Here is a 13,343-nt window from a genome sequence, read left to right on the forward strand (position 1 = left end):
ATGGCGGCCTAAGTTCTAGCGAGACATGTGTTTCACCAGCGCGGCGCGCCGCGGGGAGGTGACGACATGGCCAGCGACAGTCGCCCCGCGGTGCTCGAGCTGATCGGCAATACCCCGCTGGTGCGGGTCAGCCGCCTCGATACCGGCCCCTGCACCCTGTTCCTCAAACTCGAGTCGCAGAACCCCGGCGGCTCGATCAAGGACCGCATCGGCCTGGCCATGATCGAGGCCGCCGAGCGCGACGGCCGCCTGCGTCCGGGCGGCACCATAGTCGAGGCCACCGCCGGCAATACCGGCCTCGGTCTGGCCCTGGTCGGCCGGGCCAAGGGTTACCGGGTGGTGCTGGTGGTGCCGGACAAGATGTCCACCGAGAAGGTCCTGCACCTCAAGGCCATGGGCGCCGAGGTGCATATCACCCGCTCCGACGTCGGCAAGGGCCATCCCGAGTACTACCAGGACTACGCCGCGCGTCTGGCGGCGGGGATCTCCGGCGCCTTCTTCGCCGACCAGTTCAACAACCCGGCCAACCCCCTGGCCCACGAGACCGGCACCGCCCCGGAGATCTGGGCGCAGACCGGCCACGACCTCGACGCCATAGTGGTCGGCGTCGGTTCGGCCGGCACCCTGACCGGCCTGACCCGCTTCTTCCGCCGGGTGCGCCCCGAACTGGAGATGGTGCTGGCCGACCCGCTCGGCTCGGTGGTGGCCGAGTACAGCCGCAGCGGCACCCTGGGCACGCCGGGCTCCTGGGCGGTGGAGGGCATAGGCGAGGACTTCATCCCGGCCATCGCCGACCTCTCCAGCGTGCGCGTCGCCTACTCCATCGACGATCAGGAGAGCTTCGCCCATGCCCGCCAGCTGCTGCGCGCCGAGGGCATAGTCGGCGGCTCCTCCACCGGCACCCTGCTGGCCGCGGCGCTGCGCTACTGTCGCGCGCAGAAGGCGCCGAAGCGGGTGGTCAGCTTCGTCTGCGACACCGGCACCCGCTACCTGTCCAAGGTCTACAACGACCAGTGGCTGGTCGAGCAGGGCCTGCTCGCCCGCCCGCGCCACGGTGACCTGCGCGACCTGATCGCGCGGCGCTTCGAGGAGGGCGGGGTGGTCAGCGTGGGGCCGCAGGACACCCTGCTCACCGCCTTCCAGCGCATGCGCCTGGCCGACGTCTCGCAGCTGCCGGTGCTGGACGGCGGCCACCTGGTGGGGGTGATCGACGAATCCGACCTGCTGCTCAGCGTGCACGCCGAGCCCGGCCGCTTCCGCGCGCCGGTGGCCGGCGCCATGTGCGCCCGCCTGGAGACCCTGGCCTCCGGCGCCAGCCTGCACGAGCTGGAGGCGGTGCTGGACCGGGGCCTGGTGGCGATCATCGCCGACGGCGACGACTTCCACGGCCTGATCACCCGTTCCGATCTGCTCAACCACCTGCGGAAGACCCTGACATGAGCCAGCACGCCTTCGCCACCCGGGTGATCCATGCCGGGCAGGCGCCGGACCCGTCCACCGGCGCCCTGATGCCGCCGATCTACGCCAACTCCACCTACGCCCAGGCCAGCCCCGGGGTGCACCAGGGCCTCGACTACGGGCGCTCGCACAACCCCACGCGCTGGGCCCTGGAGCGCTGCGTGGCGGATCTCGAGGGCGGCGCCCAGGCCTTCGCCTTCGCCTCCGGGCTGGCGGCCATCGCCACCGTGCTGGAGTGCCTCGACGCCGGCGCCCATATAGTCTCTGGCAACGACCTGTATGGCGGCACCTACCGCCTGTTCGAGCGGGTGCGGCGGCGCAGCGCCGGGCTGCGCTTCAGTTTCGTCGACCTGGCCGACCCCGCCGCCCTGGAGGCGGCGCTGACCCCGCAGACGCGCATGGTCTGGGTGGAGACGCCGAGCAATCCGCTGCTGCGCCTCGCCGATCTGGCGGCCGTCGCCGGCGTCTGTCGGCGCCACGGCATACTCGCGGTGGCCGACAACACCTTCGCCAGCCCCTGGGTGCAGCGCCCGCTGGAGCTGGGCTTCGACCTGGTGGTGCACTCGACCACCAAGTACCTCAACGGCCACTCCGACGTGATCGGCGGCGTCGCCGTGGTCGGCGGCGAGCCCCGGCATGCCGAGCTGCGCGAGCGCCTGGGCTTCCTGCAGAACGCGGTGGGCGCCATCGCCGGGCCGTTCGACGCCTTCCTGGTCCTGCGCGGGATCAAGACCCTGGCCCTGCGCATGCAGCGCCACTGCGCCAACGCCCTGGAGCTGGCCACCTGGCTGGAGCGCCAGCCGCAGGTGGCGCGGGTGCACTACCCGGGGCTGGCGTCGCACCCCCAGCACGAGCTGGCGCGGCGGCAGATGCACGGCTTCGGCGGCATGATCTCGCTGGAGCTGGCTTGCGACCTGGCCGGCACCCGGCGCTTCCTCGAGGCGCTGGGGATCTTCGCCCTGGCCGAGAGCCTCGGCGGGGTGGAGAGCCTGATCGAGCACCCGGCGATCATGACCCACGCCAGCATCCCGGCCGCGATCCGCGCCGAGCTGGGCATAGGCGACGCCCTGGTGCGCCTGTCGGTGGGCGTGGAGGAGGCCGAGGACCTGCGCGCCGATCTGGCCCAGGCGCTGGCGCGGATTTGAACGTCCACACCCCCGGCCCTCTCCCGGGGGGAGAGGGGACTGGGTGAGGGGCGCAGCCTCTCTCAGGCATGGTAGTCCGTAGGCTGGGTGGAGCGTAGCGCTACCCAGCATGCAGGCGGCGCTGGGTTTCGGCGCTACGCGCCTCTACCCAGCCTACGGACGGCCCGCCGTTTGGCGGGGCGGTTCAGGCCTGGTAGCTGATGCGCCCGTCGACCAGGGTGTAGCGCACCTGGCCCGGCAGGCAGTGGCTGAGGAAGGGGCAGTTGCCGCCCTTCGAGCGCCAGCTCTCGCCGGCCAGGGTCTGGCCTTCGCCATCGAACAGCACCAGGTCGGCCGGCGCGCCGACCGCCAGGCGCCCGGCCGGCAGGCGCAGGGCCTTGGCCGGGCCGCTGGTCAGGCGCGCCAGCAGGGTCGGCAGGTCGAGCAGGCCGTCCTGCACCAGGGTCAGGGCCAGCGGCAGCAACAGCTCGACGCTGCTGATGCCCGGCTCGGTTGCGCCGAAGGGCGCCAGCTTGGCGTCGGCCTCGTGCGGCTGGTGGTGGCTGGCGATGGCGCCTATCACCCCGGCCTTCACGGCCTGGCGCAGGCCCTCGCGATCAAAGGCGGTGCGCAGCGGCGGCTGCACGTGATACAGGCTGGAGAAGCCGAGCAGCGCCTCGTCGGTGAGGATCAGCTGGTACATCGCCACGTCGGCGGTCACCGGCAGGCCGCGGGCCTGGGCGCTGGCGATCATCTCGGCGCCGCGCGCGCTGGTGATCTGGCTGAAGTGGGCGCGCACGCCGCTCTGTTCGACCAGCAGCAGGTCGCGGGCCAGGGCCACCGTCTCGGCCGTCTCGGGGATGCCGGCCAGGCCGAGGAAGCTGGCGGTGGCGCCCTCGTGGGCCAGGCCGCCGGCGGCCAGGTCGGCATCCTGGGCGTGGAACACCACCGTCAGGTCGAAGGTGGCGGCATATTCCAGGGCGCGGCGCAGGGTGCGGTGGTTGGCCAGCGGCGCCAGGCCGTTGGCGAAGGCCACGCAGCCGGCGTCGCGCAGGGCCACCAGCTCGGCCAGCTGCTCGCCGGCGAGACCCTTGGTCAGCGCGCCAATCGGGAACACCTTGGTGTGTCCGGCCTCCTGGGCGCGCTCGAGGATCAGCTCGGCCACCGCCGGGGTGTCCAGCACCGGTTTGGTCAGCGGCGGACAGCACAGGCTGGTGACGCCGCCGGCGGCGGCCGCCAGGGTCTCGCTGGCGATGTTGCCCTTGCGGCTGTAGCCCGGCTCGCGCAGGGCCACGGCCAGGTCGACCAGGCCCGGGCTGGCGATCAGGCCGCGGGCGCCGATCTCCTGGTCGGCGACGAAGCCGGTCGGCGCCTGGTCGAAGGCGACCAGCTTGCCGCCGTCCAGATAGAGGTCGCGGACCTGGTCCAGGCCGCTGGCCGGGTCGATCACCCGGGCTCCGAGGATACGGGTACGCATCAGTTGGGCTCCTCGGCATGCAGTTGACGCTGGGCGGCCTGCCCGCTCATGGCCATGGACAGCACGGCCATGCGGATGGCGATGCCGTAGGTGACCTGATTGAGGATCACCGACTGCGGGCCGTCGGCCACCGCCGACTCGATCTCCACGCCGCGGTTGATCGGCCCCGGGTGCATCACCAGGGCGTCCGCCTTGGCCAGTTTCAGGCGCTGCTCGGTCAGGCCGTAGAGCCGGTAGAACTCGCCCTCGCTGGGCAGCAGGCCGCCCTGCATGCGCTCGCGCTGCAGGCGCAGCATGATCACCACGTCGACGTCCTTGAGGCCCTCGGCCAGGTTGTGGTGGACGCTGACGCCGTACTGCTCGATGCCGATCGGCAGCAGGGTCTTGGGCGCCACCACGCGGATGTCCGGGCAGCCCAGGGCCTTGAGCGCCAGCATGTCGGAACGGGCCACCCGCGAATGCAGGATATCGCCGACGATCGCCACGGAAAGGTTCTCGAAACTACCTTTATGCCGCCTGATGGTCAGCATATCGAGCATGCCCTGGGTCGGGTGCGCGTGGCGGCCGTCGCCGCCGTTGATGATGGCCAGGTTGGGGCAGACGTGCTCGGCGATGAAGTGCGCGGCGCCAGAGTCGGCATGGCGCACGACGAAGATGTCGGCGGCCATGGCCTCGAGGTTGCGCAGGGTGTCGAACAGGGTCTCGCCCTTGCTGGTCGAGCTGGTCGACACGTTGAGGCTGATCACGTCGGCGGACAGGCGCTGGGCGGCCAGCTCGAAGGTGGTGCGGGTGCGCGTGGAGTTCTCGAAGAACACGTTGCACACGGTCTTGCCGCGCAGCAGCGGGACCTTCTTCACCGCGCGCGCGCCCACTTCGAGGAAGGAGTCGGCGGTGTCGAGGATCTCGGTCAGCAGCTCGCGGGGCAGGCCGTCGAGCGAGAGGAAGTGGCGCAGCTGGCCCTGGTCGTTGAGCTGCAGCGAGCGCGAGGCGTCGATGGGCATGGGAAGTTTCCTAGGCGGAAAGGCTTTGCAGCTCGAGGGCGAGCGGCGCGGGGCCGGACAATTTTACCCGCTCGTGGGGCGCCAGGGCGAGGCTGGCGCCGAGCACGTCGGCATGCACCGGCAGCTCGCGGGCGTCCAGGTCGAGCAGGCAGACCAGGGTCACGCTGGCCGGGCGGCCGTAGTCGAACAGCTCGTTGAGGGCGGCGCGCACCGTGCGCCCGCTCATCAGCACGTCGTCGACCAGCACCAGGTGCTGGTCCTCGATGTCGAAGGGCAGCTCCGAGGGGCGCACCTGCGGGTGCAGGCCGTTGCGGGTGAAGTCGTCGCGGTAGAAGGACACGTCCAGGGTGCCCAGCGGCTGCGTGAGGCCCAGCTCGCGCAGCAGGGCCTCGGCGACCCAGACGCCGCCGGTGCGGATGCCGATGAAGCGCGCCTGCGTGACGCCGCGGCGGACCAGCAGGGCCGCGAGCTCGGCGGCCATGCGCGGCAGCAGCTGTTGGGGATCGGGCAGGTTCATCGGCAGTCCTCGCAGTCGTTCCTAAAGGTTCTGTTGCAGCCAGCCTTCCAGCAGCAGGGCGGCGGCCAGAGCGTCCACCGGGCGCTCGCGGTAGCCGCCGCGCTGGCCCTGGGCCAGGCGCTGTCCCTTGGCCTCGAAGGTGGTCAGGCGCTCGTCGTGGGTATGCACCGGCAGGTTGAAGCGGCCATTGAGGCGGCGGGCGAACTTCTCGGCGCGCTCGCTCATCTCGCTCCTGCTGCCGTCCATGTTCAGCGGCAGACCGACGACGATGGCGTCCGGCTGCCATTCCTCGATCAGCGCGGCGACCCGCTGCCAGTCCGGCACGCCGTTCTGCGCTTTCAGTACGCACAGCTCGCGGGCCTGGCCGGTGACGGCCTGACCGACGGCGACGCCGATCTGCTTGGTGCCGTAGTCGAAGCCCAGCAGCAGGCGCGGCGAGTAGCTCATGCGTGGCCGGCCTGGGCGGTGAGCAGGCTGAGGTTGATTCCCAGGCGCGCCGCGGCGGCGGCCAGGCGCTGCTCGGCCGGGGTGTCGAACAGGGTGGCGTTGTCGGCCGGGCAGGTCAGCCAGGCGTTGTCGGCCAGCTCGGCCTCAAGCTGGCCGGCTTCCCAGCCGGCGTAGCCGAGGGTGATCAGGTACTTGTCCGGCCCAATGCCGTCGGCGATGGCGAACAGCGCGTCCTGCGAGGTGGACAGGGCCAGTTCGCCCAGTTCCAGGGTGGCCTGGAAGCTGTGCCCGCTCGGGTGCAGGACGAAGCCGCGGTCGGTCTGCACCGGTCCGCCGGCGAACACCGGCAGGTGCTGGCAGCGTTCGGACGGCGCCTGTTCCGGGCGCAGCTGTTCGAGGATGTCGGCCAGGTTGAGGCCGTTGGGGCGGTTGATCACCAGGCCCATGGCGCCCTGCTCGTTGTGCTCGACCAGGTAGGTGACGGTCTGCGCGAAGTTGGGATCGGCCATGTGCGGCATGGCGATCAGGAAATGATGCTTGAGGTAGCTGGCTGCGGTCTTCATGGTCGTTAGTTTGAAGCTGCAAGCCGCGAGCGACAAGCCGCAAGTAGAGGCGGAAAATCCGGGGGCGGGGCGTCGCGGGCGGCTTTTCTTGAGGCTTGCAGCTTGCGGCTTGTGGCTGCTCTGTCAGTTGCTGGACAGGCGGTCGCCGCGCTCGAAGCGCCAGGTGCGGATGATTTCCAGGCGGTCGATGTCCGCCAGGTCGCCGGTGAAGGGGGCGAAAGGCGCGGCCAGGCGCACGATGCGCAGGGCGGCCTGGTCCAGCACCGGCTGGCCGGACGACTCCAGCACCTGCACCTCGTACAGGGTGCCGTCGCGGTTGATCGACACCAGCATGCGCAGGCTGCCGTAGATGCGCTGGCGGCGGGCCTGCTCCGGGTAGTTGAGGTTGCCGATGCGCTCGACCTTCTTGCGCCACTCGTCCTTGTACCAGGCGCCCTTGTCGCGCATGGTCGAGGCGGCGTTGAGGCGGTGGATCTTCGGGCGTTTGGCGTACTGCTGCTGCTCCTGGGCCAGTTGCGCCTCCAGGCTGGCGATCTCCATCGACAGCTGCGAGCTGTCGAACACCGGCGCCGGGCGGGCCTGCGGTTCCGGCTGTTTCTCCTCGCGCTTGGTCGCGGCCTTCTGCGGCTGCGGCGCGCGGGTGGTCAGCGCGGCCTTGGGCGCCTGCTGCGGCTGGCTGGGTGGAGGCGCGGCGTCCGGGGTGACCTTGTTGATCTGGGTGTCCTGGAACGGCGCCTGCTCGGTGGTCTTGGGCGCCGCCTTGTGCTCCAGGGTGCCGCTGCCCTGCTGGTCGTGCTGGGCGAGGAAGTCCGCCTGCTTGGGCTTCTCCTGGCTCTGGAAGCTGGACAGGGTGATTTCCAGAGTCTTGCTGATCTCGCCGGGCTTGCTCAGGCCGAAGCCGACGCCGAGGATCAGCGCCAGGTGCAGCAGGGCGGCGAGAAACAGGGTGAAGCCCAGGCGGTCCGCCGGGCGGACGCCAGGGCTGGCGAGGTCGGTAGGAGGGAGCGTGGCTGCGTTCATCGGCCCGGGGCTGCGTTCAGATTGCCGCGCAGTCTGCCGGCATCGAGCGGCGCCCTGCAAGCGAGAAGCGCCGAGCTGCCACGCGCGTCAAGCTTTGCGCGCGGCGAGCTTGCCTTCGATGCAGTCCATCAGGCGTTCGCCGATGCGGGTGTCGAAGGCCTTGTCGATCTCGCGGATACAGGTCGGGCTGGTCACGTTGATCTCGGTCAGGTGCTCGCCGATCACGTCCAGGCCGACGAACAGCAGGCCCTTTTCGCGCAGTACCGGGCCGACTGCGGCGGCGATCTCGCGGTCGCGCTCGCTCAGCGGGCGCGCCTCGCCACGGCCGCCGGCGGCCAGGTTGCCGCGGGTCTCGCCCTGGGCCGGGATGCGCGCCAGGCAGTAGGGCACCGGCTCGCCGTCGATCATCAGGATGCGCTTGTCGCCCTCGACGATCGCCGGCAGGTAGCCCTGAGCCATGCACTGCTGGGTGCCGTGGGCGGTCAGGGTCTCCAGTATCACCGAGAGGTTGGGGTCGCCCTCGCGGTGGCGGAAAATCGAGGAGCCGCCCATGCCATCCAGGGGTTTGAGAATGATGTCACGCTGCTTTTTGGCGAATTCGCGCAGAATATCCGGCCTGCGGCTGACCAGGGTGGGTGGCATGCAGTGAGGGAAATGGGTGGCGAACAGCTTTTCGTTGCAGTCGCGCAGGCTCTGCGGGCGGTTGACCACCAGCACGCCGTCGCGTTCGGCCTGCTCCAATAAGTAAGTGGAGTAGACGAACTCGTTGTCGAAGGGCGGGTCCTTGCGCATCAGGATAGTGTCCAGCTCGGCCAGCGGCGCGTCGCGCTCATCGTCCAGCTCGAACCAGTGCTGCGGGTCCTCGAACACGCGCAACGGGCGCATCCGGGCGCGGGCCTGGCCGGCGTCCAGATAGAGGTCGTGCTGCTCCATGTAGAACAGCGACCAGCCACGGGCCTGGGCGGCGAGCAGCATGGCCAGCGAGCTATCCTTCTTGAAGTTGATCTGGGCGATGGGATCCATGACGATCCCCAGGCGAATGCTCATGGAGAAAACCTGCTTGAGGGGGCGAGCGGAGGTGCCAAGGGTGGCGCTGGAGGCCGCGCCGGTCAAGAAAATCCCCGAGGATTAGGGGCTTATAGATTGCATTGGGAGAGTGTGCTAAAAAGTCCGGACGACCGGGGCGCAGCCCGTCAGAGTTCGGTCTCGGCCACACTCTGCTGTATAAGATAAAACAACGACTCACCGAGGCGATGGTAGGGCAGACATGGAACAGCATTCCGAGGGTTTGAAGGTGATGGTGATCGACGATTCGAAGACGATTCGTCGCACCGCCGAGACTCTGCTGAAGAAGGTGGGTTGCGAGGTCATCACGGCTGTCGATGGCTTCGATGCGCTGGCCAAGATCGCCGATACGCATCCGAGCATCATCTTCGTCGACATCATGATGCCGCGCCTCGATGGTTATCAGACCTGCGCCCTGATCAAGAACAACAGCGCTTTCAAATCCACCCCGGTGATCATGCTGTCCTCCAAGGACGGCCTGTTCGACAAGGCCAAGGGACGCATCGTCGGGTCCGACCAGTACCTGACCAAGCCGTTCAGCAAGGAAGAGTTGCTCGGTGCCATCAAGGCGCACGTGCCCGAATTCGTCCCGGTGGAGCAAGCCTCCTGATTTCCGGCCACAAGCCGGTGACGCCTATTCCGAATGGGGAACCTCATGGCTCGTATTCTGATTGTTGATGACTCGCCGACCGAGATGTACAAACTGACCGCCATGCTCGAGAAGCACGGTCACCAGGTGCTCAAGGCGGAGAACGGCGCCGATGGCGTCGCCCTGGCGCGCCAGGAAAAGCCCGATGCCGTGCTGATGGACATCGTCATGCCCGGCCTCAATGGTTTCCAGGCCACCCGTCAGCTGACCAAGGACGCCGAAACCAGTCACATCCCGGTGATCATCGTCACCACCAAGGACCAGGAGACCGACAAGGTCTGGGGCAAGCGCCAGGGCGCGCGCGACTACCTGACCAAGCCGGTGGACGAAGACACCCTGATGAAGACCCTCAACGCGGTACTGGCCGGCTGAAGCCGCGCCGCTCCGTAGCCATATAAGAAGAACAGACCAGGGCAGGCATGTCGGACGCGCAATCTCCTTTCCAGCTTCTCGTCGCTCTCGATCAGCGCTGTCGCGCCCTGGCCGCGGGCCTGCCTTCGCAGCAGGAAGCGGTACAGACCTGGAGCGGCATCGGTTTTCGCATGGGCGAGCGCTATTTCGTGGCGCCCATGGGCGAAATCGGCGAGGTGCTGCACGAGCCGCGCCACACCCTGCTGCCCGGCGTGAAGAGCTGGGTCAAGGGCGTGGCCAACGTGCGTGGCCGGCTGTTGCCGGTGATGGACCTGTGCGGCTACTTCGGCAGCGAGCTGTCGCCGCTGCGCAAGCAGCGGCGGGTGCTGGTGGTGGACCACAACGAGGTGTTCGCCGGGCTGACGGTCGACGAAGTGTTCGGCATGCAGCATTTCCCGGTGGATACCTTCTCCGAGCAGCTGCCGCCGCTGGAAGCGGCGATCTCTCCCTTCATCCACGGGGTGTTCCAGCGTGAACGACCCTGGCTGGTGTTCAGCCCGCACGGGCTGGCGCAGCACCAGGGCTTTCTCGACGTGGCGGTATAAGATTTTCGGTTGGGTCGGCACTTGCCGGCCTTTTGGCGTTACATGGAAACCGTAGTGCGGTCGGTCCAGGCGGGGGCCACATAATGAAAAAACTCGATGCAGGCAATCTCTTGGCAGGTGTGCGCAGCAACACGCTGATCGCCGGACTCTTCGTGGTCCTGATCATTTCCATCGTGTTGTTGTTCGCCAACTTCGCCTACCTCAACACCCAGTCTAATTACGACAAGGAATACATCAGCCATGCCGGCGAGCTGCGCGTGCTGTCGCAGCGTATCGCGAAGAACGCCACGGAAGCGGCGACCGGCAAGGCCGAGGCCTTCCCGCTGCTCAAGGAAGCGCGCCGCGACTTCGACCAGCGCTGGAGCTGGCTGACCGCCGGCAGCGAGGCCAGTGGCCTGCCCGCCGCTCCCGAGTCGGTCAAACCGCAGATGGATGCGGTGCAGCAGGACTGGGACGTGCTGCGGCAGAACGCGGACGCCATCCTGCAGAGCGAACAGACCGTACTGTCGCTGCACCAGGTGGCCGCGACCCTCGCCGAAACCATTCCGCAGCTGCAGGTCGAGTACGAAGAGGTGGTCGACATCCTGCTGCGCAGCGGTGCGCCGGCGGCCCAGGTATCCGTGGCCCAGCGCCAGTCGCTGCTGGCCGAACGTATCCTCGGCTCGGTGAACAAGGTGCTGGCCGGTGACGACGACTCGGTGCAGGCCGCCGACATGTTCGGTCGCGACGCCAGCCTGTTCGGCCGCGTACTCAAGGCGATGGTCGAGGGCAACGCGGCGATGGAGATCAGCGCGGTGACCGACGCGGAGGCGCTGGAGCGCCTGGCCGAGATTTCCGAGCTGTTCCAGTTCGTCTCCGGCTCGGTGGACGAAATCCTCGAGACCTCGCCGGAACTGTTCCAGGTGCGTGAGTCCGCCAACACCATCTTCACCGGCTCGCAGACCCTGCTGGACAAGACCTCGACCCTGGCCGGCGAGTTCGAGACCCTGGCCGACGGGCGTACCTTCAACACCCTGGCCGGCTATGTGCTGGGTGCCCTGGCCCTGGCCGCGATCATCCTGATCGGCCTGGTGATGGTGCAGGAGACCAACCGCCGACTGACCTCCACCGCCGAGAAGAACGAGCGTAACCAGGCGGCGATTCTGCGACTGCTCGACGAAATCGCCGACCTCGCCGACGGTGACCTGACCGTGGCCGCGACCGTGACCGAGGACTTCACCGGTGCGATCGCCGACTCCATCAACTACTCCATCGACCAGCTGCGCGACCTGGTGGCGACGATCAACTCGACCGCCGTGCAGGTAGCGGCCGCCGCCCAGGAGACCCAGGCCACCGCGATGCACCTGGCCGAGGCCTCCGAGCACCAGGCCCAGGAAATCGCCGGGGCTTCCGCGGCGATCAACGAGATGGCGGTGTCGATTGACCAGGTATCGGCGAACGCCGCGGAATCCTCCGCGGTAGCGGAACGTTCCGTAGCCATCGCCAACAAGGGCAACGAGGTGGTGCACAACACCATCACCGGCATGGATAACATCCGTGAGCAGATCCAGGACACCTCGAAGCGGATCAAGCGTCTCGGTGAGTCGTCCCAGGAGATCGGTGACATCGTTAGCCTGATTAACGACATTGCCGACCAGACCAACATCCTCGCACTGAACGCCGCGATCCAGGCCTCCATGGCCGGTGACGCGGGCCGTGGCTTCGCCGTGGTAGCGGACGAAGTACAGCGCCTCGCGGAACGTTCCTCGGCGGCGACCAAGCAGATCGAGGCGCTGGTGAAAACCATTCAGACCGACACCAACGAAGCGGTGATCTCCATGGAGCAGACCACTTCCGAAGTGGTGCGCGGTGCCCGTCTGGCGCAGGACGCCGGTGTGGCCCTGGAGGAGATCGAGAAGGTATCCAAGACCCTCGCGGCGCTGATCCAGAACATCTCCAACGCCGCTCGTCAGCAGGCCTCCTCGGCCGGCCACATCTCCAACACCATGAACGTGATTCAGGAGATCACCTCGCAGACCTCCGCCGGTACCACCGCGACCGCCAAGAGCATCGGTAACCTGGCGAAGATGGCCAGTGAGATGCGTCGTTCGGTATCCGGCTTCACCCTGCCGGAAGGCCAGGCCTGATCGAGGGAGGCGCGGCGGCCCGAGCGGGCCGCCGTCCAAGGTATTCGGCCATGAGCGAGGGGCACAGCATGCAGTCAAGCGGCGTCTGGGCCTTGCAGCCACTGGCCGATATGTCGCAGGCGGAGTTCCGTGACTGGCAGAGGCTGCTCGAGGAGCGCACCGGCGTGGTGATCAACGAGCAGCGCCGCGCCTTCCTGCAGACCAGTCTGAGCGCGCGCATGCGCGAACTGGGCGTCGGCGACTATGCCAGCTACTACCGCCAGGTCACCGACGGCCCGCGTGGCGCGGTGGAGTGGTCGAACCTGCTGGACCGCCTGACCGTGCAGGAGACCCGCTTCTTCCGTCATCGGCCGTCCTTCGAGGTGCTGGAGAACTACCTGCGCGGGCGCCTGGTCACGGACACAGAGCCGCGACCCCTGGCACTTTGGAGCGTCGGCTGCTCCAGCGGCGAGGAGCCCTACTCGATGGCGATCTGCGCCGCCGAAGTGCTGCGCGAGCTGGACAGCCAGCGCCAGTTCGGCGTGACCGGTACCGACATCAGCCTGAATGTGTTGAACAAGGCGCGCGAGGCACTGTATGGCGCGCGCAAGCTGGAACAGATGGACAGCGACCTGTGCGAGCGCTACTTCCTCGCCCAGGACGACGGTCGCTACAAGGTGGTGCCGGAGCTGGCGGCGCGAGTCTGCGTCGCCCGCCTGAATGTGCTGGAGCTGGCCAAGGCGCCGCAGTCCGGCATGGACGTAATTTTTTGCCAGAACCTGCTGATCTATTTCCGCCGCTGGCGTCGCCGCGAGATCCTCAACCGCCTGGCCGAGCGCCTGGCGCCCGGGGGCATGCTGGTGGTGGGGGTCGGCGAAGTGGTCGGTTGGCAGCATCCGGACTTGGTGCCGGTGGCCGACGAACGGGTTCTGGCCTTCACCCGCAAGGGCTAAGACAAGCA

Annotated in this window: 14 protein-coding genes; 7 read left to right on the plus strand and 7 right to left on the minus strand. The window is 68.2% G+C overall.

Annotation, left to right across the window (positions count from 1 at the left end; translation table 11 throughout):
• The first annotated feature begins 66 nt into the window (after positions 1 to 66).
• Positions 67 to 1,440 carry a cystathionine beta-synthase gene (locus AAFN46_RS16195; RefSeq protein ID WP_347809730.1) on the plus strand — a complete coding sequence of 458 codons (1,374 nt, stop codon included), beginning with the start codon at positions 67 to 69 and terminating at the stop codon, positions 1,438 to 1,440.
• Positions 1,437 to 2,603 carry a PLP-dependent aspartate aminotransferase family protein gene (locus AAFN46_RS16200; protein WP_347809731.1) on the plus strand — a complete coding sequence of 389 codons (1,167 nt, stop codon included), beginning with the start codon at positions 1,437 to 1,439 and terminating at the stop codon, positions 2,601 to 2,603. The genes AAFN46_RS16195 and AAFN46_RS16200 overlap by 4 nt, the downstream gene beginning before the upstream one ends.
• 184 nt (positions 2,604 to 2,787) lie before the next feature.
• Here the strand turns inward: AAFN46_RS16200 and AAFN46_RS16205 are convergent, their stop codons facing one another.
• The 7 genes from AAFN46_RS16205 to gshB form a co-directional block, all read right to left on the minus strand.
• Complete coding sequence (locus AAFN46_RS16205) at positions 2,788 to 4,059, minus strand: dihydroorotase (RefSeq protein ID WP_347809732.1); 1,272 nt, start codon at positions 4,057 to 4,059, stop codon at positions 2,788 to 2,790.
• A complete protein-coding gene (locus AAFN46_RS16210; RefSeq protein WP_347809733.1) occupies positions 4,059 to 5,060 on the minus strand; it encodes an aspartate carbamoyltransferase catalytic subunit in 1,002 nt (333 codons plus the stop codon). Before AAFN46_RS16210 ends, AAFN46_RS16205 begins: the two co-directional genes overlap by 1 nt.
• Before the next feature lie 10 nt (positions 5,061 to 5,070).
• On the minus strand, positions 5,071 to 5,577 hold the full coding sequence (pyrR, locus tag AAFN46_RS16215; RefSeq protein ID WP_347809734.1) for a bifunctional pyr operon transcriptional regulator/uracil phosphoribosyltransferase PyrR: 507 nt from the start codon (positions 5,575 to 5,577) through the stop codon (positions 5,071 to 5,073).
• A 21-nt stretch (positions 5,578 to 5,598) separates the two neighbouring features.
• The gene (gene ruvX, locus AAFN46_RS16220) at positions 5,599 to 6,024 is read right to left on the minus strand and encodes a Holliday junction resolvase RuvX (protein WP_347809735.1); all 426 of its coding nucleotides are present in this window, start codon (positions 6,022 to 6,024) and stop codon (positions 5,599 to 5,601) included.
• Positions 6,021 to 6,587 (minus strand): YqgE/AlgH family protein, encoded by a 567-nt coding sequence (locus tag AAFN46_RS16225; RefSeq protein WP_347809736.1) that lies wholly within the window; start codon positions 6,585 to 6,587, stop codon positions 6,021 to 6,023. The genes ruvX and AAFN46_RS16225 overlap by 4 nt, the downstream gene beginning before the upstream one ends.
• A 123-nt stretch (positions 6,588 to 6,710) precedes the next feature.
• Complete coding sequence (locus AAFN46_RS16230; protein ID WP_347809737.1) at positions 6,711 to 7,607, minus strand: energy transducer TonB; 897 nt, start codon at positions 7,605 to 7,607, stop codon at positions 6,711 to 6,713.
• Positions 7,608 to 7,694: 87 nt separating this feature from the next.
• Complete coding sequence (gshB, locus tag AAFN46_RS16235) at positions 7,695 to 8,654, minus strand: glutathione synthase (protein ID WP_347809738.1); 960 nt, start codon at positions 8,652 to 8,654, stop codon at positions 7,695 to 7,697.
• Positions 8,655 to 8,874: 220 nt separating this feature from the next.
• Between gshB and pilG the strand changes: the two genes are divergently transcribed.
• From pilG to AAFN46_RS16260, 5 genes are all read left to right on the plus strand, one after another.
• On the plus strand, positions 8,875 to 9,282 hold the full coding sequence (gene pilG / locus AAFN46_RS16240) for a twitching motility response regulator PilG (RefSeq protein ID WP_021698994.1): 408 nt from the start codon (positions 8,875 to 8,877) through the stop codon (positions 9,280 to 9,282).
• Positions 9,283 to 9,327: 45 nt separating this feature from the next.
• Positions 9,328 to 9,693, plus strand: a complete 366-nt coding sequence (gene pilH / locus AAFN46_RS16245; protein ID WP_043216118.1) for a twitching motility response regulator PilH — start codon at positions 9,328 to 9,330, stop codon at positions 9,691 to 9,693.
• Positions 9,694 to 9,740: 47 nt separating this feature from the next.
• Complete coding sequence (locus AAFN46_RS16250; RefSeq protein WP_347809739.1) at positions 9,741 to 10,277, plus strand: chemotaxis protein CheW; 537 nt, start codon at positions 9,741 to 9,743, stop codon at positions 10,275 to 10,277.
• A gap of 83 nt (positions 10,278 to 10,360) precedes the next feature.
• The gene (locus tag AAFN46_RS16255; protein WP_347809740.1) at positions 10,361 to 12,403 is read left to right on the plus strand and encodes a methyl-accepting chemotaxis protein; all 2,043 of its coding nucleotides are present in this window, start codon (positions 10,361 to 10,363) and stop codon (positions 12,401 to 12,403) included.
• A gap of 68 nt (positions 12,404 to 12,471) precedes the next feature.
• Positions 12,472 to 13,335, plus strand: a complete 864-nt coding sequence (locus AAFN46_RS16260; protein ID WP_347809801.1) for a CheR family methyltransferase — start codon at positions 12,472 to 12,474, stop codon at positions 13,333 to 13,335.
• Positions 13,336 to 13,343 lie beyond the last annotated feature (8 nt).

Origin of the sequence: Pseudomonas sp. CAU 1711, from assembly GCF_039888625.1 — a bacterium.
Classification (GTDB): Bacteria; Pseudomonadota; Gammaproteobacteria; order Pseudomonadales; family Pseudomonadaceae; genus Aquipseudomonas.

Bases quoted from the DNA above. Each gene is read 5' to 3' on its own strand.
- AAFN46_RS16195 (WP_347809730.1), top strand. From the start codon at position 67: ATGGCCAGCGACAGTCGCCCCGCGGTGCTCGAGCTGATCGGCAATACC.
- AAFN46_RS16200 (WP_347809731.1), top strand. From the start codon at position 1,437: ATGAGCCAGCACGCCTTCGCCACCCGGGTGATCCATGCCGGGCAGGCG.
- AAFN46_RS16205 (WP_347809732.1), bottom strand. From the start codon at position 4,059: ATGCGTACCCGTATCCTCGGAGCCCGGGTGATCGACCCGGCCAGCGGC.
- AAFN46_RS16210 (WP_347809733.1), bottom strand. From the start codon at position 5,060: ATGCCCATCGACGCCTCGCGCTCGCTGCAGCTCAACGACCAGGGCCAG.
- pyrR (WP_347809734.1), bottom strand. From the start codon at position 5,577: ATGAACCTGCCCGATCCCCAACAGCTGCTGCCGCGCATGGCCGCCGAG.
- ruvX (WP_347809735.1), bottom strand. From the start codon at position 6,024: ATGAGCTACTCGCCGCGCCTGCTGCTGGGCTTCGACTACGGCACCAAG.
- AAFN46_RS16225 (WP_347809736.1), bottom strand. From the start codon at position 6,587: ATGAAGACCGCAGCCAGCTACCTCAAGCATCATTTCCTGATCGCCATG.
- AAFN46_RS16230 (WP_347809737.1), bottom strand. From the start codon at position 7,607: ATGAACGCAGCCACGCTCCCTCCTACCGACCTCGCCAGCCCTGGCGTC.
- gshB (WP_347809738.1), bottom strand. From the start codon at position 8,654: ATGAGCATTCGCCTGGGGATCGTCATGGATCCCATCGCCCAGATCAAC.
- pilG (WP_021698994.1), top strand. From the start codon at position 8,875: ATGGAACAGCATTCCGAGGGTTTGAAGGTGATGGTGATCGACGATTCG.
- pilH (WP_043216118.1), top strand. From the start codon at position 9,328: ATGGCTCGTATTCTGATTGTTGATGACTCGCCGACCGAGATGTACAAA.
- AAFN46_RS16250 (WP_347809739.1), top strand. From the start codon at position 9,741: ATGTCGGACGCGCAATCTCCTTTCCAGCTTCTCGTCGCTCTCGATCAG.
- AAFN46_RS16255 (WP_347809740.1), top strand. From the start codon at position 10,361: ATGAAAAAACTCGATGCAGGCAATCTCTTGGCAGGTGTGCGCAGCAAC.
- AAFN46_RS16260 (WP_347809801.1), top strand. From the start codon at position 12,472: ATGCAGTCAAGCGGCGTCTGGGCCTTGCAGCCACTGGCCGATATGTCG.